This window comes from Kiritimatiellia bacterium (genome assembly GCA_025054615.1).
Classification (GTDB): Bacteria; Verrucomicrobiota; Kiritimatiellia; order CAIVKH01; family CAIVKH01; genus JANWZO01.
The window spans coordinates 115,275-139,901 of sequence record JANWZO010000004.1; the positions used below are offsets into that span (position 1 = coordinate 115,275).

General features: G+C 62.9%; 20 protein-coding genes. 2 read left to right on the plus strand and 18 right to left on the minus strand.

Annotated features, from left to right (window positions below; all coding sequences use genetic code 11):
- Positions 1–26 precede the first annotated feature (26 nt).
- The 7 genes from hisD to NZ740_03125 form a co-directional block, all read right to left on the minus strand.
- Positions 27–1,355, minus strand: a complete 1,329-nt coding sequence (hisD, locus tag NZ740_03095) for a histidinol dehydrogenase (protein ID MCS6770995.1) — start codon at positions 1,353–1,355, stop codon at positions 27–29.
- Positions 1,356–1,619: 264 nt separating this feature from the next.
- Positions 1,620–2,387, minus strand: a complete 768-nt coding sequence (locus NZ740_03100) for a hypothetical protein (protein MCS6770996.1) — start codon at positions 2,385–2,387, stop codon at positions 1,620–1,622.
- Positions 2,384–2,833 (minus strand): biopolymer transporter ExbD, encoded by a 450-nt coding sequence (locus NZ740_03105; protein ID MCS6770997.1) that lies wholly within the window; start codon positions 2,831–2,833, stop codon positions 2,384–2,386. Before NZ740_03105 ends, NZ740_03100 begins: the two co-directional genes overlap by 4 nt.
- 6 nt (positions 2,834–2,839) lie before the next feature.
- Positions 2,840–3,466 carry a MotA/TolQ/ExbB proton channel family protein gene (locus NZ740_03110; GenBank protein MCS6770998.1) on the minus strand — a complete coding sequence of 209 codons (627 nt, stop codon included), beginning with the start codon at positions 3,464–3,466 and terminating at the stop codon, positions 2,840–2,842.
- Positions 3,463–6,015 carry a tetratricopeptide repeat protein gene (locus NZ740_03115; protein MCS6770999.1) on the minus strand — a complete coding sequence of 851 codons (2,553 nt, stop codon included), beginning with the start codon at positions 6,013–6,015 and terminating at the stop codon, positions 3,463–3,465. The genes NZ740_03110 and NZ740_03115 overlap by 4 nt, the downstream gene beginning before the upstream one ends.
- Before the next feature lie 94 nt (positions 6,016–6,109).
- A complete protein-coding gene (gene uvrA / locus NZ740_03120) occupies positions 6,110–8,992 on the minus strand; it encodes an excinuclease ABC subunit UvrA (protein ID MCS6771000.1) in 2,883 nt (960 codons plus the stop codon).
- 71 nt (positions 8,993–9,063) lie between these two features.
- A complete protein-coding gene (locus NZ740_03125; GenBank protein ID MCS6771001.1) occupies positions 9,064–10,323 on the minus strand; it encodes a serpin family protein in 1,260 nt (419 codons plus the stop codon).
- A gap of 140 nt (positions 10,324–10,463) precedes the next feature.
- Between NZ740_03125 and NZ740_03130 the strand changes: the two genes are divergently transcribed.
- Together NZ740_03130 and NZ740_03135 are read left to right on the plus strand one after the other, a co-directional pair.
- A complete protein-coding gene (locus tag NZ740_03130; protein ID MCS6771002.1) occupies positions 10,464–11,315 on the plus strand; it encodes a 50S ribosomal protein L11 methyltransferase in 852 nt (283 codons plus the stop codon).
- Positions 11,291–11,851 (plus strand): hypothetical protein, encoded by a 561-nt coding sequence (locus NZ740_03135; protein ID MCS6771003.1) that lies wholly within the window; start codon positions 11,291–11,293, stop codon positions 11,849–11,851. The genes NZ740_03130 and NZ740_03135 overlap by 25 nt, the downstream gene beginning before the upstream one ends.
- Positions 11,852–11,885: 34 nt before the next feature.
- Here NZ740_03135 and NZ740_03140 read toward each other — a convergent pair whose 3' ends face one another.
- The 11 genes from NZ740_03140 to NZ740_03190 form a co-directional block, all read right to left on the minus strand.
- Positions 11,886–12,815: a UbiA family prenyltransferase gene (locus NZ740_03140; GenBank protein ID MCS6771004.1), complete on the minus strand. Its 930-nt coding sequence runs from the start codon at positions 12,813–12,815 to the stop codon at positions 11,886–11,888.
- Positions 12,812–13,660: a TatD family hydrolase gene (locus NZ740_03145; GenBank protein ID MCS6771005.1), complete on the minus strand. Its 849-nt coding sequence runs from the start codon at positions 13,658–13,660 to the stop codon at positions 12,812–12,814. The genes NZ740_03140 and NZ740_03145 overlap by 4 nt, the downstream gene beginning before the upstream one ends.
- 129 nt (positions 13,661–13,789) lie before the next feature.
- Positions 13,790–14,245 (minus strand): ferritin-like domain-containing protein, encoded by a 456-nt coding sequence (locus NZ740_03150; GenBank protein ID MCS6771006.1) that lies wholly within the window; start codon positions 14,243–14,245, stop codon positions 13,790–13,792.
- Positions 14,246–14,376: 131 nt separating this feature from the next.
- Positions 14,377–15,111: a glycosyltransferase family 2 protein gene (locus NZ740_03155; protein ID MCS6771007.1), complete on the minus strand. Its 735-nt coding sequence runs from the start codon at positions 15,109–15,111 to the stop codon at positions 14,377–14,379.
- Positions 15,104–17,455 (minus strand): hypothetical protein, encoded by a 2,352-nt coding sequence (locus NZ740_03160; protein MCS6771008.1) that lies wholly within the window; start codon positions 17,453–17,455, stop codon positions 15,104–15,106. Before NZ740_03160 ends, NZ740_03155 begins: the two co-directional genes overlap by 8 nt.
- 2 nt (positions 17,456–17,457) lie before the next feature.
- Entirely contained in the window at positions 17,458–19,380 is a 1,923-nt protein-coding gene (locus NZ740_03165; protein MCS6771009.1) for a hypothetical protein, read from the minus strand.
- Positions 19,377–20,366: a glycosyltransferase gene (locus NZ740_03170; GenBank protein MCS6771010.1), complete on the minus strand. Its 990-nt coding sequence runs from the start codon at positions 20,364–20,366 to the stop codon at positions 19,377–19,379. Before NZ740_03170 ends, NZ740_03165 begins: the two co-directional genes overlap by 4 nt.
- Before the next feature lie 253 nt (positions 20,367–20,619).
- Positions 20,620–22,338, minus strand: a complete 1,719-nt coding sequence (gene ilvD, locus NZ740_03175; GenBank protein ID MCS6771011.1) for a dihydroxy-acid dehydratase — start codon at positions 22,336–22,338, stop codon at positions 20,620–20,622.
- Between the two features lie 22 nt (positions 22,339–22,360).
- Positions 22,361–22,630 (minus strand): hypothetical protein, encoded by a 270-nt coding sequence (locus NZ740_03180; protein MCS6771012.1) that lies wholly within the window; start codon positions 22,628–22,630, stop codon positions 22,361–22,363.
- A 493-nt stretch (positions 22,631–23,123) separates the two neighbouring features.
- A complete protein-coding gene (locus NZ740_03185) occupies positions 23,124–24,053 on the minus strand; it encodes a PfkB family carbohydrate kinase (GenBank protein ID MCS6771013.1) in 930 nt (309 codons plus the stop codon).
- Positions 24,050–24,622, minus strand: a complete 573-nt coding sequence (locus tag NZ740_03190; GenBank protein MCS6771014.1) for an SIS domain-containing protein — start codon at positions 24,620–24,622, stop codon at positions 24,050–24,052. The genes NZ740_03185 and NZ740_03190 overlap by 4 nt, the downstream gene beginning before the upstream one ends.
- Between the last annotated feature and the right edge of the window lie 5 nt (positions 24,623–24,627).

Here is a 24,627-nt window from a genome sequence, read left to right on the forward strand (position 1 = left end):
CAACGATCCGGTTTCTCGGCGGACCGTTACTTCTGAAACCGCACCTTGGCGGACCACCCGTGGGCGGGAAGCCGCTCAACACGGGAGAACTGTTCGATGTGCGGGAGAACGTCCTGCAGGTCGGCGCGGGTGAAGGATACGAAGCTCGTGCGCCGTCGGAAAGATTCGACGGAGAGGCCGGAGAATAGCGCGGCGGTTCCACCTGTCGGCAGGACATGGCTGGGACCAGCTAGAAAATCGCCCGCGCATTCAGGGGTCCATGGACCGATAAAAACGGCGCCTGCACGACGAATCTTTTTGAGCCACATCCGCGGCTCGCGGCAGATGATTTCGAGGTGTTCGGGCGCGAATTGGTTGATGATGTCCATGCCGATGTCGAGGTTGTCGGTAATAACCACCATGGTGCCCTCGTTGAGCACCTTGTAGACGGCGGGCCCGGCGCCGAGTTCGGCCGCGAGACGCGGCAGTTCCTCGCTCACGGCGTAGGCGAGCTGTGGCGATGTAGTGACGAGCAGCGCGCGTTCATGGCCGGTGCCGTGTTCGGCCTGCGCAAGCAGGTCTGCGGCGACATGCTTCGCTGCGGCGGAGTCATCCGCCAGAATCGCCACCTCGCTGGGGCCAGCCACCATGTCGAGATCGACATAGCCGTAGACTAAGCGCTTGGCGGCCGTCACATAGGGGCCGCCAGGGCCGACGATTTTTTGGACCTTGGGGATGGATTTGGTGCCGAACGCCATCGCGCCGATCGCTTGGATGCCGCCGAGCCGGTAGATTTCCGTAGCGCCGGCGAGGTCGAGGGCATAGAGGACAAAGGGGTTGACCTTGCCCGATTTTTCGGGCGGTGTGCAGGCGACAACCTCCTGGACCCCGGCCACTTTGGCGAGCGCGACGGTCATGAGCGCGGTGGAGGCAAGAGGCGCAGCCCCTCCGGGGATGTAGCAGCCGACCCGGTCATATGGCTGGAACTGTTCGCCAAGAATGCCGCCCTTGGGACTCAGAATATTCCAGTCTTTCCGAAGGCCGGCTTTTGCGAATTTCTGGATGCGCGCGAGGGCTTCGCCGGCCGCCTTTTTGAAGTCGGCATCCACGCGCTCGATGGCGGCCATGCGCTCGGCTTTGGTCACCTCGAATTTGCCGGGCGCGAGTTTCTGGTCATCGAATTTGGCAGCGTATTCTACGATGGCAGCATCGCCACGAGCTCGGATATCCTCGAGAACGGTGCGCGCGACGGCCTCCGCCTCCGGAAGAATCGCGGGCCGTTCTAGAAAGTCCAGAACCTGTTGGGACGGCGCGGACGGCGTCCATTTGACCACTCGGATTTGAGCGGATGGGAAAAGTTCCCGGGTGCCATTCATTTAGGGGTCCTGTTCTCTTTGTTTAGCATGATCAGCGGCTCGGGGTCTCGTTCACCTCGCCGCACACGGGGCAACGCGACAGCGGGACGCGGCGCGGCTCGACATAGACGCGGCCGCAGGCTCTGCACCGGCAGGCGTGTCCCTTCTGCGTGGCCTGATACGGCCACCCCGGGCGGAATTCCAAATATATCCACGTCGCGAATATCGCCACAAGGGCGAAAACGGCGGGCAGCCACAACGCAACAGCTTCTGGCGAGGCAGCGTTCATGGCGCGGCGGAGGAGTTGCCGTTGCCACCTGTCGGGATGTAATAAACGGTGGCCCGGAAGTGGCCTTCGCGCCCGGGTACGGCGCGGAGCCGCCGAAACGCCCGCACCAGCGCCTCGTTCCGCTCGCGGTCGGGCGTCGGCTGGGTCAGAAACACCGAGACCACGTCTCCGGCGGTAGAGACGCTGACCGAGACGGACGCCTCCCATGGACGTGAGCCGGAATTTAACTCGGGGGCGTCCAGGGGCAGACCGCTCTGCCAACCGGGTGAACCGTCCGGCCAATCGATGAACAGCCCCCCTGCCGTTGCTGCCCGGTCGCGGAACGGGTCCGAGATCCCTTCCAGCTTCCGCCAGTGCGCGGCGAGGGCCCTGCGCGCCTCATTAACTGCTCGTGGCGTCATCGGGGGCTGCCCGGCGCCCGGATCGATGCGTTCCAGAACAGGTCCCGGCCGATCGAGGGGAAGAACCCCTGACAAATAATCGGGCGGTTTCAGAGGGCGAGGACTGAAGCCTGGCCGAATGGGCAGCGCGAAGAGGACCGGCGACCAGAGCAGCCGAGGATCGTCGTCCTGAATATCCGGCTCTGAAGACTCTGCGGAGTCGATCCATGCGGTCAGACGAGACGGCGTCAGGTTCGGTTTGGCCGGCGCTATGGGTGGCCATACGGCGATGAAGAGCGCGGCCGCCGCCGCATGAAACGCAACGGTCACCGCCACGCCTCGCCAGAAACATGCTCGCGCGATCCGCGCGGCTCCTGTGTTCATCGGGCGTCCTCCAGCCGGGTGGCGAGAACGATTTCGCGGAATCCGGCCGCTTGAGCGAGCTGGTAAACGGCCATCAGCGTCCCGTGAGAAATGCGACGGTCGGCTTCGAGGATCAGACCAGGAGGTGTACCGGAACGGGCGGCGCGGGCAAGGGCGACCTGGAGCCCATCGAGGGACATTCGTTCGTCCTGAAAGAAATACATGCCTTCCTGGGGAATGGTGACGACGAGGGCATCCGCACGGATCCCGTCACGGAACGGCGCGGCTGGCAGCTCAAGGCGGATCCCGGGGCGGATGACGACGGAGGATTGGAACAGGATCACCAAAAATACCAGCAGAGTGGCGTCCACCCAAGGGGCGGCGCCGAGCCAGCCTCCAGACGCGCGAGAGGCTGGCGCAAATACGCGCCGAAAGACGGGCAATCGTTCAGGAACAAATTCAGCCATGTCCCATCAGCTCTCCGTGGACCCCCCGGCCAACTGCGCGACCGCTTGGAGGATCTCCAGGTACGCCCGCTCCATTTCGAGCACGACGGCATTGACCCGGGTTACGATGAAGGCGTGACCGATCCATCCGACCGCGCCCACCGACAGCCCCGCGATGGTCGTGAGCAGAGCGCGGCTGAGCCCAGCGCCCAGATCACCCGCGTGGACCAGGGGCGACTGCGCCTGCAGCGCGGCGGCCATCTCCCACATACCGACGCAGGTGCCTATGAGGCCGAGGAGCGGCGCGGTTTGGGCCAGCGCGAGCAGGAGCGGAAGGTGTTTTTCCAGCCGCGCAATTTCGATGACGCCGACATCGTGCATGACCGGCCCGATCCGCTTGCCGCCCTGCTGGAGTTCGAGAATGGCGGCACGAGCCATTTGCGGAATGGGGCCGGGTGTGTCCTCGCACAGCGCTATCGCCTCCATTACATTGCCCCGCTGCAAATTGTTGATAATACCGCCGAGGAAATCGCGTCCGCGGAGGGACGATCGGTGGACGAAAAGCGCACGCTGGGCGATCAGCAGCACGATCACCGCGCTGAGGGCGAGGATCGCCCACAATACCGGCCCGCCCTGCAACAGATAGACGTTCATCGATGCGCCCTCCCGGCCGGGACTTCGTTCAGTTGCGCGGCCCGGGCCTGTTGGATGGCCCGAATTCGACGCTCAGCGTCTTGCGCCGCCGGCCCCGCGGCGGAAACAACCCGCTCATAAATGCGCACCGCCTCGTCCCATTGCTGTTCGGATTCCTTGATCGCCGCGGCAGCAAAGGCAGCGCGGACGAACCAGACCGGCTCCACGAACTGCCCCTCCGCGCGCGCGGTGAGCCATCCGTACACGGTGTCCATGTAATAGCGGAAGGCCTCGGCATTACGGCCCATCTGTTCATAGCAGCGGCCGATTTTGAATTGGGCCTGCAGCCGAAGGGCCTGCGGCGCGGAGGGATTGTCGAGCAGCGACCGGTAGCTGGCAATCGCTTCCAGATACCGTTCGGCCCGCTCCGAGCCGAGCATGAACTGGCAGTCCCCGGCGCGGCCCCGAGCGCGGTCGGCAAGCGGATGATTGGGAAACCGCCGGATGATGTCGTCAAACGCGAGCAGCGCTCCCGAATACTCGCCCAATTCGGCGAGCGCATCGCCCTGGGCGAATCGGGCGTCCGGGACGAGCGGACTATTGGTATAGGTGCGAATCAGTTCATTGAGGATGCCGATGGCGCGGCGGAATTCGGATTTCGCCATCGCGGCTCGGCCCGCCCAGTATTGCGCGTCATCCGCCCATTCGCTCAGCGGATAGTCGCGCGCGATGGACAGGAAATTGGTTTCGGCGACGAGATAGGCCCCGGCGTTGAACTGTTGTTCGGCCAGCCAGAAGCGGACCTCCGGCGCCGCGGGCGATGTAGGGTACCGCTCGAGGAACTGTTGGGCCACTTGCACGGCGCGGCGGGTCTGCCCGAGCATATGCAGCGCGCGCGCGCGGAGATGGAATGCCTGCTCCGCCGCGGGGGTGTTGGGCTGTTCTCGCACCGCGCGCTCGAATCGGTCGAGCGCGCCCTGAAAATCGCCGGAGCGATAACGTGCCAACCCGGACCGCACGATCGCATCGACCCGGTCTTCCGCGTTGGTGGCCGTAGCGATGAGCCGATCGTACAGCGCGATGGCATCGTTCCACCTCCCCTGCTGTTCCCGGATCGCTGCGAGTCGGAGCGCGGCGCGCAGGGCCATCGGGTGCTCCGGGTGGCGGTCCAACACTACCTGCAGAGCATCGACCGCGCTGTCGAAATCGCGGATCAGGGCAAGGCATTCGGCGATCTGGAGCCTGAGGGACGGCGCATGCGCGGTGTCCGGGAACATCTCGAGCGCGCGCCGGTACGCGGCCTCCGCCAGCCGAAACTGGTTGTTGGCGAAATATGAATCGGCGGCCTTGATCAGGGCAGTTTCACGACTCGCAGGATCCCGCTGGACCGCCGAAGCCGCCTCGAAAGAGGAAGCGGCCTCCGCGTACCGCCCCAAGTGCCAGAGCGCCCATGCGCGACCTAACTGGGCCCGCGCCTGCCCTTCAGGATCAGCGTGGGCGCCCAGGTAGCCCTGGTAAGCGTCGAGAGCGGCCTCATATCGGCGCTGTTCGAGGAGCAGGTCCGCCAGCGCCAATCTTGCATCCGACACACCGGGATGGGTAGGCGCGGACTGGACCGCGGCCTGCAGCAGGTCAATAGCGGCGTCGGGCTGGCCGGCTGCCGCCAGCAGGCGCGCGCGTGCGATGCGGTGCTCCAATTTCAGGGTCAGATCTTCCGCGACGCGCTCGCCGCGCTCGTGCGCGTCCAGCGCGGCTGCCCGGTTCGTCTGCGCGAGCGCAAGGCGAGCGAAGGCGAGCCACGCCTCCGACCGCGTATTTGGCTCCGCCTCGCCACCGCGGTCCCGCGTCAGCTCGTCGAGCCACCTGTGCGCTTCGGCGTAAGCGCCGCGGTCGATCAGTAGGCGCGCGAGCCACAGACGGGCTGTTTGGGCCGCCGCGTGTGTCGGGAATCGCTCCACCAACTGCGCGAGAAGCTGCTCGGCGTCCTCTACCCTTTGTGCATCGAGCAGGGCTCCAGCCCAATCGAGGAGATTGGCCGCGGCCTCAGGGTCGGCAGGAAACCGCTCCTGAAATTGCGCCATCGCGCGCATCGCCCCATCGAGGTCGCCTAATTTGAGGAGCGCATGCGCCCGCAACCGGATGGCCTTGGGGAAGTTCGGGTCCTCCCGGTGCTCTCGCTCGAACCGCTCGAGGGTTCGGACGACCTCGTCGTATCGGCCAAGCTCGAACTGGGACCGGGCCGTCCAGAAGACGAAGGAACCCTCGAGGTTGGCGCGCGCCGCCCAGTCGCGCCGCGAATTCAACAGGCGGATCACCTCCTCGTGGCGGCCGAGGCCAAACAGCGCCTGGGCGGTGTACAGCGTGCCAATGGCCTTGGTGCTCTTGAAGAATGCGTTTTCAGTGAAGGCCTCAAATTTCTGGCGTGCGATATCGTAAAATCCATCGCGCAACGCGGCCTGTCCCGCGACCCAGTTGGGATCGCGCTCGAATCGACCCGGCGTCTCTGCCGCGGCGAGGGCTGCAGCGAAAACGAGGACCCCTAGGAGCCAAATCGGGATTCGACGCGTCATACGTCTCTCTAGGTAAAATCAATTCGAGCGCTGGGCAAGCCGCAAGCTTTCGGCCCGGCCCGATTCTCGAGGACTGGGGCGGTCTCGCCGCGCTTCAGGCGATGGGCAGCAGGGCCGGCTCGGCAGCCGGCGAGGCGCCGCGGGCCAGCAGCGGCTTCAGATATCGGCCGGTGTGAGATTCCGAATTTTGAGCAATTTCTTCCGGCGTGCCACAGGCCACCACTCGGCCGCCCGCTTCGCCGCCCTCAGGGCCGAGGTCGATGATGTAGTCCGCGGTTTTGATGACGTCGAGGTTGTGCTCGATGACGACGAGGGTGTTGCCCGCGTCGCGCAGGCGCTGCAACACCTGGATCAGGCGGTGGACGTCGGCGAAATGCAGGCCGGTGGTGGGCTCGTCGAGGAGATAAAGCGTGCGGCCAGTGTCTGTCCTGCTCAGCTCAGCCGACAATTTGACCCGCTGGGCCTCGCCGCCAGAGAGGGTCGTGGCCGGTTGCCCTACCTGCAAGTAGCCGAGCCCGACCTCCGAAAGGGTCCGAAGTTTTCGAGAAATGGCGGGGATGTTTTTGAAAAATTCGAGGGCCTCGTCGATGGTCATCTCGAGGACGTCGGCGATGCTCTTGCCGTTGTATTTGACCTCGAGCGTCTCACGGTTGTAGCGGCGGCCTCCGCACTGTTCGCACGGCACGTGGACGTCCGGCAGGAAGTGCATCTCGATTTTCAGGATGCCGTCGCCCTTGCAGGTCTCGCAGCGACCGCCCTTGACGTTGAAGCTGAACCGGCCTTTGTCGAATCCCCGAACCTTCGAGGCAGGCAGCTTCGCGAAGAGGTCCCGGATCGGATCGAAGGCGCCAGTGTACGTGGCGGGGTTGCTCCGGGGCGTGCGCCCGATCGGCGACTGGTCGATCACAATCACTTTGTCGATCTGGTCCAGCCCTTTGATCGCCCTGTGCTGGCCGGGCCGTTCGCGGCTGCCGTAGAAATGGCGGAAAAGCGCGCGCCGAAGGATGTCGTCTACCAGCGTGCTTTTGCCGCTGCCGGACACGCCGGTGACGCAAACGAGGCATCCGAGGGGAATGCGGACATCGATGTTTTTCAAATTGTTCTCACGAGCGCCGAGAATGGTCAGCCAGCCCTTGTTGGGCGGCGTGCGCACGGCGGGCACGTCGACGGCCAATTCGCCCGTCAAATAACGCGCGGTCAGCGACCGTCGGAAATTCAGCAAGTCCTGGACTGGGCCCTGAAACACAACGTGCCCGCCGTTGCGCCCAGCGCCGGGCCCCAGGTCGATCACGTAATCGGCCTCGCGGATTGTCTGCTCGTCGTGTTCGACGACAACCACCGTGTTGCCGAGGTCGCGGAGGCTTTTCAGCGTGCGGATGAGCTTTTCGTTGTCGCGCTGATGCAGGCCGATGCTCGGCTCGTCGAGCACATAGAGCACGCCGACGAGGCCAGCGCCGATCTGCGTCGCCAGCCGGATCCGCTGCGCCTCCCCGCCGGACAAGGTTCCGCTCTCGCGGTCGAGCGTCAGGTAATCGAGGCCGACGTCGATCATGAACTGGAGACGGCGCCGGATTTCCTTGATCACGTCCTTAGCAATTCGGCGCTCCTGCTCGGTAAGGGGAAGATTGTCGAAGAATTCTGCGGCGCGTCGGATGGAGAGCCGGGTGACATCGAGGATCGATTTTCCGCCGACGAGGCACGCGAGCGACTCGGGGCGGAGCCGGGCCCCCTTGCAGGCGGAGCAGGGCTGGCGGCTCATAAAGCCGGCGAGCTTCTGTTTCATGTAGTCGCTGTCGGTCTCTTCGTAGCGGCGCTGCAGGTTCGGGATCACGCCCTCGAACGGCTTGCGATAGGTGTGCCAGGCGCCGCCGCGCCAGAAGCCAAATTCCATCTCTTCATCGCCGGAGCCATACATCAGGATCTTTCGAACCTGCGCAGGCAGGTCGCGATAGGGCGTGGAGAGGTTAAATCCCATGTGCCGCGCGACGGCGCGGAGAAGCCCGCTGTAGTAGATCACCGAGCGCCGCCCACCGCTCCGCCAAGGGCGAATCGCCCCTTCCTCGATCGACTTGTCGGGGTCCGGGACGATCAGATCCTCGTCGAACACCATCATCGTCCCGAGCCCGTGGCACGTGGGGCAGGCGCCGTAGGGGCTGTTGAACGAAAAATGGCGGGGCGTCAGCGTTTCGAAGCTCAGCCCGCACGGCACACAAGCATTCTTCTCGGAGTACACCGTTTCCTGCCAGTCGCCCCCCTCTCGCTGGACGAGCGCCAGCAGCGTGCCCTGCCCCTGCCGCAGGGCGGTCTCCACCGAGTCGGTCAAGCGGCTGCGAATGTTGTCAGCTATGACCAGACGGTCAATAACCACCTCGATGGTGTGGGCCTTCTTTTTGTCGAGTTTGGGCGCCTGATCGAGGTCCACGATCGTTCCGTCGATCCTGGCGCGGACAAATCCGGATTTGCGCAATTCATCGAGCAGTTCGAGATGTTCGCCTTTTCGGCCCTGGACGCGTGGCGCGAGCAGGATCAGCCGCGTCTGGGCGGGAAGCTGCATCAACTGGTCGACAATCTGCTCGGCAGTCTGCTGGGTGATAGGCCGCCCGCATCGGGGGCAGTGCGGCTTGCCGACGTTCGCGAACAACAGGCGGAGGTAATCGTGAATCTCGGTCGTCGTCGCAACGATCGATCGCGGATTCGACCCCGCCGTTCGCTGCTCGATCGAGATGGCGGGGGAGAGCCCCTCAATGTGGTCGACATCCGGCTTCTGCATCTGCTCGAGAAACTGCCGGGCGTAGGCGGACAGCGATTCGACGTATTTGCGCTGACCCTCCGCGTAGAGGGTATCGAAAGCGAGCGAGGACTTGCCCGATCCGCTAAGCCCCGTGATCACCGTCAATGAATTTCGCGGGATGCGGACGCTGATGTTCTTGAGGTTGTGCTCGCGTGCTCCGGTTATGACGATGTCAGACACACTCATGCGATCCTTGAGGAAATCGTGAGCGTAGAAAATTAGCACATGGCGGCGCGCAATGCGAGCGGTCCGGCCGCCTAGCGCGGGTCAGAAATCCGGCCGAGAAACAAAAAGGCCCGACTTGGGAAATGTTGCACTGCGAATACAAACGGGCGGTCCACACGAATTTCGATCGGTTTCGGCTTCGGAATCGGGGCCGCCGTCGCGCGCACCATGACCACGGCCGACGCGGCCGCCGCCTCGGCCCCGCGTTCGTCCATTTCGAAGAACGTTTTGTGATACACCTGATCGATGAACAGGTAGTCGTCCGGCCGGCGGGGAGCTATCCGGTCAAAATTCGCGCTACCGGCCGGGACGTCGAACGCGCTCCTCATGCCTAGCTCCACCAGCGCAGGCTTGAGAGGGATTGACGGCGATTCGATTTTTAGCTTCGGCAGAAAAAGCACAGCCTCCGCGAATGGCGCGTCTGCGGCGGAGGAGAAGTCGTCCACGGTCAGCGATGCCTCGACAGCGGAAAGTCCCGACGGGTCATCAGGAACGATCGCGACCAGGTGCAAGCCGCCACCGGTGAAGGGAATTGAGACTGCCGTATAGCCCTGCCCCTTTTTGACCCGATACTGCGCGGTCCGAACCATTGTGGGAACCGGGACCTGCTCGTGCCCGCCCACCCAGAACGGCAGGGGTCGCGTGTTCCGTTCGTCAAACGGCTCCATCCATGGCGCCTTCATGTAGAGCGCATTCACCAGAACCAACCGCGTATCGGCCAAGATCCCGCCGGCCGGAATCAGGTCCTGGATTCGCGAGCGGGTTCGATCGGCAACCCAGCCGTTGATTTTCACGCGCTCGCCCTCGGGATTGCTCTTAAAATCGCACGTCTCGAACGGCGCTTCGTAGACGCTCTCCATCAATTCGAGAAATTCGGATCGGAACGGATAGCCGCGCTGGCCGAAGAGCCGATGGGCGACCGCCAGTTCGATCGAGCCCCTCTGCTTCCGATCCCCCGGATCCGCGGCGCCGGATCGCGCCGTTTCATCGGCGAGTTGTAGCAGCTCGGCCCGCAACGCGGAAAACGAGCGGTGCAGCGCGGCTTCACCCTCGGGATAGAACAGCGCCGTTCGCATTTCGTCGCGAGTCTGGCCCGATGCCCCGGCGTAGGCCATCGCGAGCGCCGACTGAATTGAATACGGGGAAATCAGCACATTCGCCGGCGTGCCGCGGGTGTCCGCCAACAACGCCCAACCCAATCGGTTGATCGCCGAAGCGGCCTCGCCGTCCGCCCAGACCGCCGCGGAGAACGCCATGCCGATGCCGATCACCCCTATCGCTGTTTTCTTCATCTAATCCGCTGCACTTTTACCCGTCTTACACGAGAAGATGCCAGTTCATTCGCTTTCATCTGCTATTTGAGATTGGCAGAAGCTGAACGGTCCGCTACCTCGAACGTGTGCAACCAAGAACCCCTGGGACTGACGGCGCCGTGCTCACGCTGGAGGCCGGCTTGGATCGCGCCGAAGATCTCGCGGCGAAGGCCGAATCCGCCTGGCGCCGGCCGGCCGCGATTCTGCAGCGCCCTGATTCCAACCGCGCATGGATCGACATCTTTTTTGAGTGCGATACGGAAGCGCTGGTAGCCGCCCTCGCGGCGCGAGAATGGCCGGGCGTATTTGCGGCCCAGCCCCGCTTGTTGAAACGGCGGAGCTGGCAGACGTTCTGGAAGCACCACTTCAAAGCGCAGGATATTGGTTCGCGATTGCGGATTCAGCCGGCGTGGAACCGGCGGAGGCCGGTCCGTGGGCGAGTGTGCGTCCTTTTGGACCCAGGGTTGAGCTTCGGGACCGGCGAGCATTTCACGACGCGATTTTGCCTTGAGCAACTTGACCGGCTGCTGACGAAGCATCCTGGCAGTTCCGTGCTGGATGTCGGCACTGGCAGCGGCATCCTCGCGCTTGCGGCCGCCAAACTTGGCGCGCGGCGCGTGGTGGCGATCGACCACGATCCGCAGGCGGTTGCCCATGCGCGAGCCAATGCGCGCCTGAATCGCCTGGGCAACCGAATCCGATTTTCTGTGCGCGACCTTGAACAAGACGGGCCGCCGCGCGGGCGGTTTGACGTGGTATGCGCGAATCTGTATAGCCGTCTGCTCACCCGCTTTGCAGACAGTCTCGCGGGCGCCGCGCGACACTTTGCCGTTTTGAGCGGAATCCGCGATGCTGAGCTGGATGCCGTCGCCGAGGCGTACATCCGCCTGGGTCTGCGTGAAGTCGCGCGCGATGGCGACGGCGAGTGGGGAGGTCTGATCTTCTCATGGACACGTTCTTCTTCGACCTGACGTTGAAACAGGCGGCAGCTTTTGTGGCCGTTCTTTCGGTCCTTGGCGGGGCCGCCTTGCTCGCTGTGCCGGCAGCATGCCGCGCTTACGTGCCGACCATCGGCCGCCATAAACCCACAGCTTGGGCGCTGACCGCAATCGACCTGCTCTGGGTCGCGTGGATTATCAACCAAGCTTCGCTGGGGCGATTCGAGTTCCTCAAGCCGTGGCTCTACCTTGCGACCCCATTGTCGTTTTATCTTATCATCCATTTTGTCGACGAACTTTTGGGCGTGCGGGCGCTCGCGGGTCTGTTGCTGTTGATGGCCAATCCGGTTCTCAATGCCGCGCGCTGGATGGACACCGAATGGCGCCTCGTCATGACAGTACTTGCATATGTCTGGGCGATCGCGGGCATCACCCTCACCCTGAGCCCGTATTTGTGGCGCCGCTGGACGGCGCCCTTGTTGGCAACAGACCGGCGCGCGCGCGCCGCGGGGGCAGGAATGCTGCTCTTCGCCGCGGGTTTGTTTTACCTCGCCGCACGCGTCTACTGATGGCCGAGAATTGCGCGTTCCGCCGGTCCCAGGACTAGCTGGGAGCAAATGCGCGGGCCAGTAGCCGATTCGCCGGCCAGGCCAGCATCACTGCGATGGCCGCAGCCACTGCAAACCCGTGGCCGCCTGACGCGAGGATCAGGGCCGACTGAAGCGGCATCAGCGCGCCGATCAGGCTGCCGACGGCCGCGGGCGCAGCCGACCGCGGCCCTCGGCACAGTTGGCGTGCGGCTGCTCCACTCAGGCCCACGGCTACCAAAAAAGGGACCGCCGCCCGCGCCGCCGCCGATTCGCTGACATCGCCCGCCAGCACCAAGGCCGCGCCGCCCGTGAGGAGCGCGGCCATCGGGAGCCAGGCGCTGAAACCCGGACGCTCCCCCGACAGCTCGCCGCGGGCGGGCAACGACAGCGCCGCAACATACAGGCCCACCATCCCCGCGCCAATCCAGGCCGCAGCGTTTCCCGCGCCGGCCGATGCGATTCCCAGGCCGACATTGAGCGCCCGACATGCGCCGAGCAAGATGATGGGTAGTATTCCCGACCGCGGCAGAAAGTTGTAGGCCGCTACGGCCACCGCGAGGGCGCATCCGGCAGCCAAACACCTCCATCCGGAAGCGCTGCAAAATACGAGACCAAGCCCCAGCGCCGCCAGGGCGGCACGCCAAGCCGCGCGGGTTGAAATCAGGCCGGCCGCGATTGGGCGGTCCGGCCGATTCCTCCGATCTTCGTCCACGTCGGCCAAATCATTCAGAATCAAGCCAGCGACGTAAAAGATGAGGCCGGCCGCCGCGGCCCATAACACGGGCGCGCTGAATTCGGCGGACGCCCCTATTGAAAGTACGTAGCCTGCGACGGCGTCTCCCGGCACGGTCAACAGGTTGGGCAAGCGCACCAGCCGAAGCCAGGCGTTAACGGCTGAGTTTCGCTTAGAAGGGGGCCGATCCAGGGGATCGGCAAAGGTCACCGCTGATACTCCCGCGGATGGATAAACGGGATTGAAAAATCTGGATTGAAGCGTCCGCTTTGCCGATAGAACGCGAGCGGATTCTCAAACAGGAGCCGCTCAATCTGCGCCTCGGAAAAGCCGTTGGACTTCATGTGCCCAGCAACCTTGACAAGGCTGAGCGGGTCCGAAGAACCCCAGTCCGCCGAGCTGTTTACCCAGGTGCGCTCGATGCCCCATTTCTTGAGGATGTCAATGCACCGTTCCGGATTGAGCTTGGAATACGGATACACCGTGAGCCCCGCCCATGCGCCCGAATCCCGCGTGAGCTTCATGGTCTCCTCGGTGTTGTGGTCGATCATGATCTTGTCCCAGTCGTAGTTCAGCTCACGGCAGACCGCGATCGTGCGTTCGACTCCCTTCTTTTTGCTGACCGTCGGCGTATCGTGCGGCGTGTGGATCAAAATCAGCATGTTCCGGGCCTTCGCCATCTCGAGCTGGCGCTGGAAGACCTCTTCCTCGTTAGCCGTTATGAGGTTGTAGCCGACCTCGCCGACTGCCACGCAGCGGGGATGGTCGAAATAGGGCCCGATCCCGGCCAGCGTCTCCTCAGCAAGCGCGAGATTGTCGGCTTCCTTTGGATTCACGGCGATGCAGGCATAGTGGTCGATGCCGAATCGGCGAGCCCTGGCTGTCTCGAATTCGAGAATGTGCTGGAAGTAATCCCAAAACGTTCCCGCATAGCGGCGAGGGGAACCCAACCAGAAGGACGGTTCCACGCAGGCGCGAATTCCATTTTCATACATCGCCTGCAGGTCGTCCGTGGTCCGCGAAAAAATGTGAATGTGGGGTTCGATGATGATCATGATCTTCTCCTCAGCCCTTGAAGCGGGACTGACGCATCCTATTAATCGCCGCGCCCAATTTTGCGGTTCATGAAATCCGAAACCGGAAGGCACCAGCAGCAGCCTTCCACGGCGCCGCGGTGGGGCAGACTATTTTTTCTCGTATTCTTTGAGGAAACTCCGGAATTGCTCGCGGTGAGCCTCCTCGTCGGCCAACAGGTCAATCGCCAAATCTTGCGTGACGTAATCCACGCCATCGCAGAGCTCGATCAGTTTGTTGTAGCCCTCAATCGCGTCTTCTTCCGCCGCAATCACGCCTCGGATCACGCTGACGACGTCAGTAGTGTCGCGGGGCGGCTGGAGGTCCTTCTGGCCGGGCTTGAATTCGAAGGATCCCGGAACGGTTCCTCCGAGCACCTTGATCCGACGGGCAAGCTGCTGAGCATGGCCCAGCTCCGCCGCCACATCGGCGGCAAGGGCGGCCTTGATCTCTTCGGCTCGTACGCCGTCGAGGTTCACGGAATTGGCAATGTAATTTTGGACCGTCTCCAGTTCTTTCCAATACGCCTCTTCCAGTGCGCGGATGATTTCCTTCCTCTTTTTCATGGCGATACCCTCAGAAAAAAGCTACTCCCGCATGTCGCATCCCTCAAGTTGATCAGTTTAGACGACTGCACTGCGGAACCTGCGGCTTCAAAGCACCGGCTAATGCCATCTCCACCATCCGCGCGTATAACCTAGGTCCAAGTCACGGTGAAATGCCGCGCAAGCGATCGATCGATGACACGTACGCGGTCCACCGCCAGCGCGAGACCGACCTTCACGGCGTAATAAAGGGTACCCCATCCGTGAATCGTCGATCGGCCCGCTATACGGGGGCGAAACACGACTGGCTCCTCCACGAAGGAGTAGCCCTGCCGACGGAGCAGCGCCAGGGCCTCCGGCTCGGGATAATCAACGGGATACTCTCGGGCAAAATAGTGGAGCAGCGGGCGTTTGACGGCCCAGAAACCGGACGTCGGGTCGGTCACTCGCTTCCGGCAGATGATCGAGAGGGCGACTGACAAAAGGCGGATGCCAAGAAACCGCGCCATCGAACTGGTGTGGATGCCGCGCGAGGAAAAACGTGAGCCGATCACAAGGTCGGCATCCGTCTGCCGCGCGCGTGCGACCAATTTCGGGATTTCCGAAGGCGGGTGTTGGCCGTCGCCATCGATCCGGACGCACAATGAGAATCCGCGCGACAGCGCGTATTGAAAACCCGCCTGCACAGCGCCGCCGACGCCAAGGTTGCAGGGGAGGTCAAGGACGGTCGCACCCCTCTCACGCGCGCGTTCGACGGTTCGGTCGGTCGACCCATCGGAAATGACGACAGCCTGAATGCCGGGCAGCACCGACTGCAATTCATCGAGGAGCGGTCCAATCGCCTCCTCCTCGTTGAAAGCCGGGATGATGACCACCACATCATTCATCGCTAGCAGTTTGCAACGGCTCGACCCACATGTCGATCCGATGGAGCAGCGCCCCCAAACCGGCTGGGTAATCGGAAATTCCCTCTGTTGAAGGGTCATACGGAGACTCGGCGCGTAATGCGTAGGCCATCGTCCGGCTGCTCGGAGGACCCGCCCCAGCCACCACAGCCGACGCCTCGCTCCAGGAGTGCGCCAACTCAAACGGACCAATCTCAACGCCATCTTCCCGCACGAGCGTGATGCGTTGTACGGCCCGCTCATCGCGTCGCCCGGACACGCCAACCACTCTTACATGGAGTTGCTCGCCGGCTGCGGCGACCGGGCCGATGATCGCCGCGCCGTTTTGGAACCACTGACCCGGAACTCGATCCCCCTGTGGCGAGCGTATCCTGTTCACACGCGGCACCCACGGTCCGCGCAGCGCAAGCCAGCCGCCATCGAAGACCTTAGAGAGACGAGGCAACTCATTGTTGGGGGGGCGAGCCTCGAGGACCTCCACCGCAAGATCACGCAAGTTAGTCTCCGCCGGCAGCGCCCTCTTGGAACGCACGCGGATCATCCGTCCGGTGATCGAACCGTGCGAACGGAAGACAAGACCCTGTTCAATTCCCGGATTGGCGTATGCTGTGACGACAAGGACCGTCCGGCTGCTCGCTTGTCCGGCCAGCCAGCGGATGATCTCAGGCAACTGCTCGCGGGCCCGTTCGTGCTCGCCCAGCCCGTAAACCGGTCGAGTGGATACGACTGCATGCTGGAGGCTGAACGAGTGGTAGTCAAACAGGGTGAGCGAGTCGCCGATCGCCTCGGAGACGCGGCGGATCCAATTCTGAGCACCAGCCTCGTTGCGTACCACATAAGGTGCCGGCCAGCGCAATGCATTCGCCACTCCCAATCCCAACACGAGGATCGCCAGCGCGCCGGTAAGCAGGCCGCTAAAACGGCTTAATCCGTCCACGGCCGACTTCAACACCGCCGCAGCCGGCATCGCCGCAACGGCCAGAAAGAGAATCGCCGGCAACAAACGGCGCTGGTGCCAGAGGCCGGAAACTTCGACGCCTTTCAAAAAGCAGCACACCACGAACGCGGCAAGGCCAAGCGCGACCGGCCAACGCTGATCCAGCCGCTTTTTTATCAAGACAAGAACACTAGCCCCCCCTAATAAGGTCACGCCCGGCAAGCGAAGGGCGGACCAGGCGTCGAGCAGCCCATTCCATAACGCGGATCGCCCGGAGGGCAAGACCGCTAAGACCAGCATGACGAGCAGCGGCAGGGACGCCAGAATGGCTTTCGCGAGGGCACTTTCACCCCAAGTCCTGATGGCCACCGGCGCGGCCGAACCTTTGCTGCGCCATCCTGCAGCCCCAACGGCCACGCTCGCGACTGCCGCTGCTGCGCACAGAAGGGCGGCCACTGTCAGAAACGCGACGAGCGCGCGGTGTTCCGCGACGCGATGCAGGTTTCGGCGCCAGATCGACGGATCGAAAAGATCGCCGTACGGCTGGCAAATCCACGCCGTCATCACCACGAGAGGAACAAGCCCTGCCACCCATCCGTACAGTTGGTGCCGACGGTGTGGAGCCCGGAGGAATCGGATCAAAAAGACCGGCATGGCCAGAAGCGACGCGAGCGGGTGAAGGCTGACCGCCAGACCCAGCGCAAATGAACTGGTCAAAGCGGAGGCGCGGTCTGTTGGCAGGCGCAACGCCGCACCCGCCGCCAGCAGCGACGCCAACCCCTCGGGGACGTAGCCGCGAAGGAACCAGACGGGCAGGGGCGATGCAACCACCAGAGCAGCAAATAGCGCAGCACCCAGCAACCCTGCCGACGCGGACGCATGCAGGAGCAACACGCCAAACAGCACGGCGCACAGCGCGGGCAAAACGAAATCGCCACCCCCCTCGAAAAGCAACTCCGCCAGCGCGGCGGCCGACGGCGCCAGGGGATAAAAGAACGGCTCCGTCTCCGCATGCTCGAGCGAATGGACCAAAAACGATCGATCCCGCGTATTCCGCCATTGCATCGTGGGCAGAAGCATGAAGGCGGGGCGAATTTCTTCCGGCACGGCGAGCAGGGCCCGGTCGACCTCATGGAAGCCCCTCCTCATCGCGAAGGCCTTTGTCATGTGACGGTAACCGGAGGTATCGAGGCCGGAGATCGAATCCTCATGGGGACGAAGAAACAGAGCACCGGCCAACCCGGCTGTGAACAGCAACCCGACGATCCGCGCCCGCCGGCTGCCGAACCCGCGCCACGCATCGGCGGCCAAGGGGGCGGCAACGGAATAAACGCCAGCCACTAGAGCGCAAGCGCCGACTGCTGCAAAAACTGCCACATCCAGTGTCATTCTCAGCCCTCGCCATTCTCCGGACGCCAAACGAGGACTCGAAGCCGAGGCGAAAGCGCAAGGTCCTCCAGCGGCGCGCCCCATCTGCGCAGAGACCGCTCCAACCTGTTGTTCTCCTCGGCAGCCCTCGCCCGGTTTTGTTCGAAGGATTCAACGAGCTCCGGCTGCAGACGCCGCATGATCGACCCGCCCAAGTCGGGAGGCGCCGTCGTCTCGTCGAGGAGAGCGAGCAGCAGGCCGTCCCCCGGCGGGCCGTCAATCTGGCGTACAACACGAATTCTTGGAGAGGAGAACGCAAACAGCGGGTCGCCAATATCGTTGCCGAAACCGCTGATGCGGCGGCAGACCATCATAATGTTTGGCGATCGATCGATTTCGGCCCATAAGGTTGCGAGGTCGCGCCATCCGCTTCGCGCAATCGGATCGCCCCCAACTGCGCGCGCAAATGCGACGATCTCATGTTCGGCGGCCGACCCAAACACGGTGTGCGTGGGAGGAAGGACGAGGCCCGATGCGGCCAGCAGGAGGGCGGCTGCGGAACACCATCTCGGGTGTCCAATGAGGACTGGCTTTAAACCCTCCATTTGTCGGACCAAATAACCGGCGACCATCGCACAGGCCAGGAGTAGACTCCATCCCTCGCGCTGATAGGCGGTGAATTGCATGAAGCCCGTCCACGTCTGAATCAGGGTCAATCCGCCCCAAGCGCCCAGAACCGTCTCGATGAACGAGCGGGCTAGGAGACCTCGGGCCAGGATGAGGGTGAAGATTCCGCCGGCGCCCGCTGCGAGCAGATCCGGGAGCCAATCTCCAAATCCCATTCGCTTGATTCGAAAAAAATCGGCGGCCAGGCGGACGAGCTGGTCGGACGACCAATCCAACTCATGCGGCGCCTCCTCCTGATTGACCACGGCGCCAACGTCGTCGCCTGAAAGATAGGCCGGCGTCTGACTCCGTGCGGCGCCGCCTGCTGCGGCAAGATGTCCGCCTGTCAGGACGACGCCTGGGATCAGACAGAATCCCGCAAGGCATGCCGTTGCAAGAAAACGGCGGCTCCGGAAGACGCCCATCAGGCCGACAAGGGCGGTGAGGCAGGCCACTTGCAGCAACATCATGGGCACGGCGCACCCGAGCAGCAGGCCGATGAAGACGAGTGTCGCGGCGGCGCTGCGATCCCCACGGCGGTCATGCAAACGGGCCAAGGCCAGCCATACCACCGGAATGGCAAACAGACCCGCTTGATTGGCAAAAGCGCCCACGCCTGTTTTCAACAAGGGCCAGAGGAGCGGACAGCCAGCGACTATGCCAACGGTAATTCGGCCCGCACAGCGCCCGAACCATGTTTCGGCCAGTGCGTGGGTGGCCAGTATGAGTCCCAAGCCGTAAAAGGCGCCTCCAAATCTGGCAATCCAGTAGGGGTCGATCCCGAATGCCAGGGCGGGCAAGGCCATCACCCAGGAGTACCCGGGCGGATAGATCGGGTTGGACAGCCGCCCGCCCTGCAGAATCTCGCGAATAAATAGCAAGTGAGTGTAGGCGTCGGATTGGCCGAGCGCCCACGTTTCCAGAGGATGGATCCAGCGCACTGCCACGGCCATCGCGGAGAGGGCCGGAAGGAGCCCATCCGGCTTCGGGCCTTCAGTTTCATGATCGGCGATGCGGCGCGAAAAAACGCGAACAACGGCGAGTCCTGCGAGGTACGCCCAGATGCCCCATCGCTGAGGATGGACGGCGACCCAACCCAACACCAGGCCCAAGGCGCCTTGGAGCGCGACGCCGACGGCGATCGAGACCGTCAGAGCGTGGGATGTGGGGACCCGAAAGCGAAGGGCCCAGAACGGCAGCGCAGCATAAAGCATCAGTTGCGCGGCCAGCACGGCGCCGGCCCGCAGCAGGAGAGGAATCAGGGGAAATTCTGGCATCATGGCAAATCGGCGCGTTCGCTGATGAGCGCATGCCATGTCCGCTGGGCCATTCGGCACCAAGACACGGGAGTTCGAGCGAGGCACCGAGCGGCCAGCTTGTACAAGGGAGAATAGTTGCCGGGAAGGATCGCTTCGCGAACCAGCTCCGGCGTCAGGGCTCCGCCCGCCCGCGCGTAGGCAAGGAACAGGATGCTGTTCAAACCGTGTGCCCGTTCAAATGCGCGCGCACTTTGGGCACAGACTTCGGCGCCATACAACGGCTCAAGCATCGACATCAGGCGACGCCATCCGTCAAGGACATCAAGCATGGACCCCGTCCACGTGAAGACGCCGGCGCTGCCCGTCCGGTTCCACACTAGCGGCTCGGCCACAATCCCGACCGCGCGCCCGACGACGGCCGAAAAAATTCCCCCCACATGCGCGAACCAGGTTCCGATGTAGGGCGTGACGTCGATCCGACCCCACGCCAAGCGGTTGATTACGCACGCGCCAATAAATCCGGCGGCCCAACCATATCGAGCGAGAAAGGCGGACGCCTCCATCGTTGCATCGCGTATGAGAGGGATCGCCCGACGCTTCAAAATCCTCGTGTAGTCCTCGTTGACCGCGCTGTAATTGACGAACAGAAACTCCGGCGGATCGGCTCCCTCGAGGATTTGCCGCACCTGGCGGATCGCAGTCGGCGTCAGCAAATCGTCCTCCCCGAGCCACCACCCGTAACGCGCCGGGCATTGGTTCATTGATTCGACGATGTTCCCATCGATCCCGAGATTCCGGTCATTGCGATGATGGTGGATGTGCGGATATTCCGACTGCATGCGGCGGATCACCGGCACGTTGGTCTCGTCCGTTGAATCGTCGGTTACTACGATGGGCGTTTCGAAGTCGCGCCCCGCGCGAATCACCGATCGTATTGAACGCTCGAGCAGGTCGGGGCGCTTGTAGGTCGGGATGCAAACAGCGAGCAACGAATCGCCACGTGCCATCCGCGCCGAGTCAACCAGCTTCCCGGCGGACCTGCACGTCTAAATTTCGGCGCGCTCTACTCATCCACCGCCATCTTCAACGCCTCGTTGAAACCACCGGTAGCCGTTGTCTAAACCCTCACCACCGCATCGAGGCTGGCGGCGAGTACACGGCTCCACCGACGCCCCCAAGACCAGGCCGCCTTGTCTTGAACACGAGCATACCGCAGAGCCAGCCAGCGGAGCCGCTCGGAAAACGTGCCGCGAAACTGCCTTACAAGTGGAGGTCCGTCACCGCACCAAGCGACGCGGAGGCGACCTGCGCGGCATATTTGGCGAGAACGCCCCTCGTATATCGGGGTTTCGGCGGCGTCCATGCCGCAAGGCGCTGACGGATTTCGGATTCCGGGACGTCGAGGTTGATCACGCGCTTTACGGCATCGATCGTAATCGGATCGCCATCTCGAACGATGGCCAGTGGGCCTCCCACGAAGGCCTCGGGAGTGATATGGCCGACCACGAAGCCGTGGCTGCCGCCGGAGAAACGACCGTCAGTAATCAGCGCGACGGATTTGCCGAGCCCCTTGCCCATTACGGCTGAGGTCGGTGAGAGCATCTCCCGCATCCCGGGTCCGCCGCGGGGACCCTCGTACCGAATCACGATGACATGCCCCTCCTTGACCGTGCCGTTCAAGATCGCCTGTAGCGCGGTCTCTTCGGATTCGAACACGATCGCTTTTCCGCTGAAGGTCTGCCCTTCCTTGCCCGAAATTTTGGCCACGGCGCCCTCCGGCGCCAGATTACCGCGCAAAATCACCAGATGCCCGTCGGGCTTGATAGGGTTAGAGAGCGGGCGGATGATCTCCTGCTTGGCAGGGTACGGCTTTGCGCGGCGGACGTTTTCCCAAAGCGTCTTGCCTGTGACGGTTAGGCAATCCCCGTGCATCAGACCCTCCTCAATCAGCATTTTCATGAGGGGGACGGTTCCGCCGATTTTTACGAGGTCGGCCATCACAAAGCGGCCGCTAGGCTTGAGGTCTGCAAGCACAGGCGTTCGGTTCCCGATGCGAGTAAAATCGTCGAGGGACAAGGGAATTTCGGCCGCGTGCGCGATCGCCAGCAAATGAAGCACGGCGTTGGTGGAGCCGCCCAGCGCCATAACCATCGCGATCGCATTTTCGAATGCCTCTTTGCATAGGATGTCTCGAGGTTTGATGCCGCGCTTGAGCAGATTCAAGACGGCCCGACCGGCCGCGCGGCAATCCTCGCGTTTGGCCGCGGAGATGGCGACCTGCGCCGAGCTGTTCGGCAGGCTCAAGCCCATCGCCTCGAGCGCCGATGCCATGGTATTCGCCGTGTACATTCCGCCACAGGAGCCGGGCCCGGGAATCGCGCAGGCCTCGATTTCCTTCAATTCCTTGTCACTGATGTCGCCTCGCGCATGCGCACCGACCGCCTCAAAAACCGACACGATATCGACCTTTTTGCCCTTGTATTTGCCGGGAAGGATCGTGCCGCCATAGACGAAGACAGACGGCCGGTTCAATCGCGCCATGGCAATGGCGCAGCCCGGCATATTCTTGTCGCAACCGCCGATCGCAACAAACCCGTCAAATCCCTCGCAACCGACCACGGCCTCGATGGAATCGGCGATGATTTCCCTCGAAACGAGGGAGTATTTCATCCCTTCGGATCCCATTGAAATTCCATCGGAGATCGTAATCGTGCCGAAAATCACCGCCTTGCCGCCGGAGGCATTCACGCCGGCTGCCGCATAGCGAGCGAGCTTGTCGATATGCATGTTGCAAGGCGTAACCATACTCCACGTCGACGCGATGCCGACTTGCGGCTTCGCGAAATCGCGATCGGTGAAACCAACGGCGTGCAACATGGCCCGACTTGGCGCGCGCTCAGGGCCGTCCACGATGCGGGAGGAGTAACAACGAATATCGCACGAGGAACAACGGCTGGTGACGGGGGCTTTGCTCTTCATGCCTGAAACTCCTTTATAAAGACTAACAGCACATCACGTTCCGTTCGTCCAGAGTTTTGGTAGGGTTCATCGGCGAAATGATTTGGGGAATCCTCTTCGGGGCGATGTCGTTCGCCAGGGCGGTCGGCGGCTGCCGCAAGCGCGAGGGAGCGAGCCCAGACCCTTCCCCACTCTTCAGCCGAAGCCGTCGGTCTAATTCACGGAGCATCTCCGGCAGGCGAGCGACGAGGACGCGTGGAGCCGCTTTCATGACCTTTTCGAGCACCCAGTCAATGGTGAACAAGTTTTTCACGACGCATTCGATCGGCAACTAGTTGATCGGGGCCCTGGCAGCTTTTGACCTGGCCGAGTTCGTTCTGAATGCCGGGCAGAGGGAAGAGGGGAATCCAAAAGTCAATCTTTCGTCCGCTCATCTTTCCACAAGCGATTCGCAGGCATCCGGCTCGCGCGGAGATCGATGGGGCACGGAATAGGTCCTGTGCGAAACTGATATGATTCCTTGTCGGTTGCAGGCAGTACGTCATTCTCGACAGCGCGGTGCCGCGGTGCGGACCGTACCCGCCATAATCGCGTAGATGCACCCCTTCGGCGACCCGCGGTCAATAACTGGACTTACTTGTGATGCGGGGATGGTGGATTCGCGTTGGAACGCTCTCGAGTCCCGGTGATTTATTTTGGATGTCGATTTGGACAAGGCGATGATGCCTCTTCGCGTGTAGGCCGGGTCGCATCCAGCCTTACTAATGGAATAACCTGAGATATTTACGACCCTGAGGACCCGGCTGTCAGGCCCCAATCATCCTACGAAACAGTCTGGCCCGCTTCTCAACATCCGCGCGTTTGATCCGGGCGAGGCGGTCGAGGCTGAATTCCTCAACGCCAAAGGATGCGACGACGCTACCATACATCATGGCGCGGCGTATCGCGCGCTCATTGACTACGCGGTTCCTCGCGAGCGCGCCCAAAAAACCGCCGGCGAAGGTGTCGCCTGCGCCGGTTGGATCCTTGACGTCCTCCAGCAGGAATGCCGGCATCAGAACGATCGATTTGCGCGTGAACAGAATGCTGCCGTGTTCGCCCTTTTTGATGCACACGTAAGACGGGCCCATCTCCAGCAGATGGCGCGCCGCCTTGACGAGCGCGTGCCGCCCAGTCAGATGGCGGGCCTCCGACTCATTGAGCGTCAGCATGTCAACCCGGCCAATGGCCCGGATCAGTTCCTCGCGTGCCGTGTTAATCCACAGGTCCATTGTATCCAGCATGACGAAGCGGGGTTTTTGCACCTGTTGAAGCACATGGAGCTGCAACGAGGGCGAGATGTTCGCCAGAAATAAAAAAGGGGCCCGTCGGTAACGCTGCGGCAGCTCTGGCGAAAAATTGGCGAATACATTCAATTCGGTGCTGATCGTGCGGCGGATGTCCATGTTGGCCTCATAGACGCCGCTCCATCGGAATGTTTCACCCGGCACGATTTGAAGACCCTCGGTGTCGATGCCGAATTTTCTAAAGAGTTGCAGGTATGCGGTTGGAAAATCCGTGCCGACCACCCCCACCATGCCAACGCGCGCGAAAAAGGAGGCCGCCGCGCAGGCATAACTTGCCGACCCGCCCAGGACGTGCTCGCGACGGTCGACCGGCGTCTCGACCGTGTCGATGCCGACCGAGCCCACGACTACGACATCGATGGGGTCTGAGTTGCGTGCGCGGGTGGTCAAGGCCCGGCCTCCATCAGCTCTTCTAGCCGCTCGCATAGAGCGTGGTAGAGCAGCAGGTGGCCCTCCTGGATGCGCGGCGTCGATTTCGTGCAGGAGATGTTGAGCGGAATGTCCGCGAGGGTTATGAGATCGCCCCCCGTGCCGCCGGTCATCGTCACGACCGTCAGGCCAATCTCCCGGGCCGCGCGAGCCGCGCGGATCACGTTGGCGGCGCGGCCACTGGTGGAAATCGCCAACAACACATCTCCGGCACGGCCGAGGGCGCGCACCTGTTTTTCAAAGATCAGCTCGAAGCTGTAATCGTTGCCAATCGCGGTGAGGATCGAGGTGTCGGTGGTGAGCGCGACGGCGGCATAGGGGGCTCTTTCGCGCAGAAACCGGTTTACCAGTTCCCCCGCGATGTGCTGCGCGTCGGCCGCGCTTCCGCCATTTCCGCAGATCAGGACTTTTCCACCGACCTTCAAGCGACCCGCGAGCAATTCAGCGGTCCGTTCCACGTCCGGACGGAGGCGATTGATGACCTCGTCCAGCACGGCAAGGTGGTCGGCCGCCACAGCATCCCAATTCATGCGCC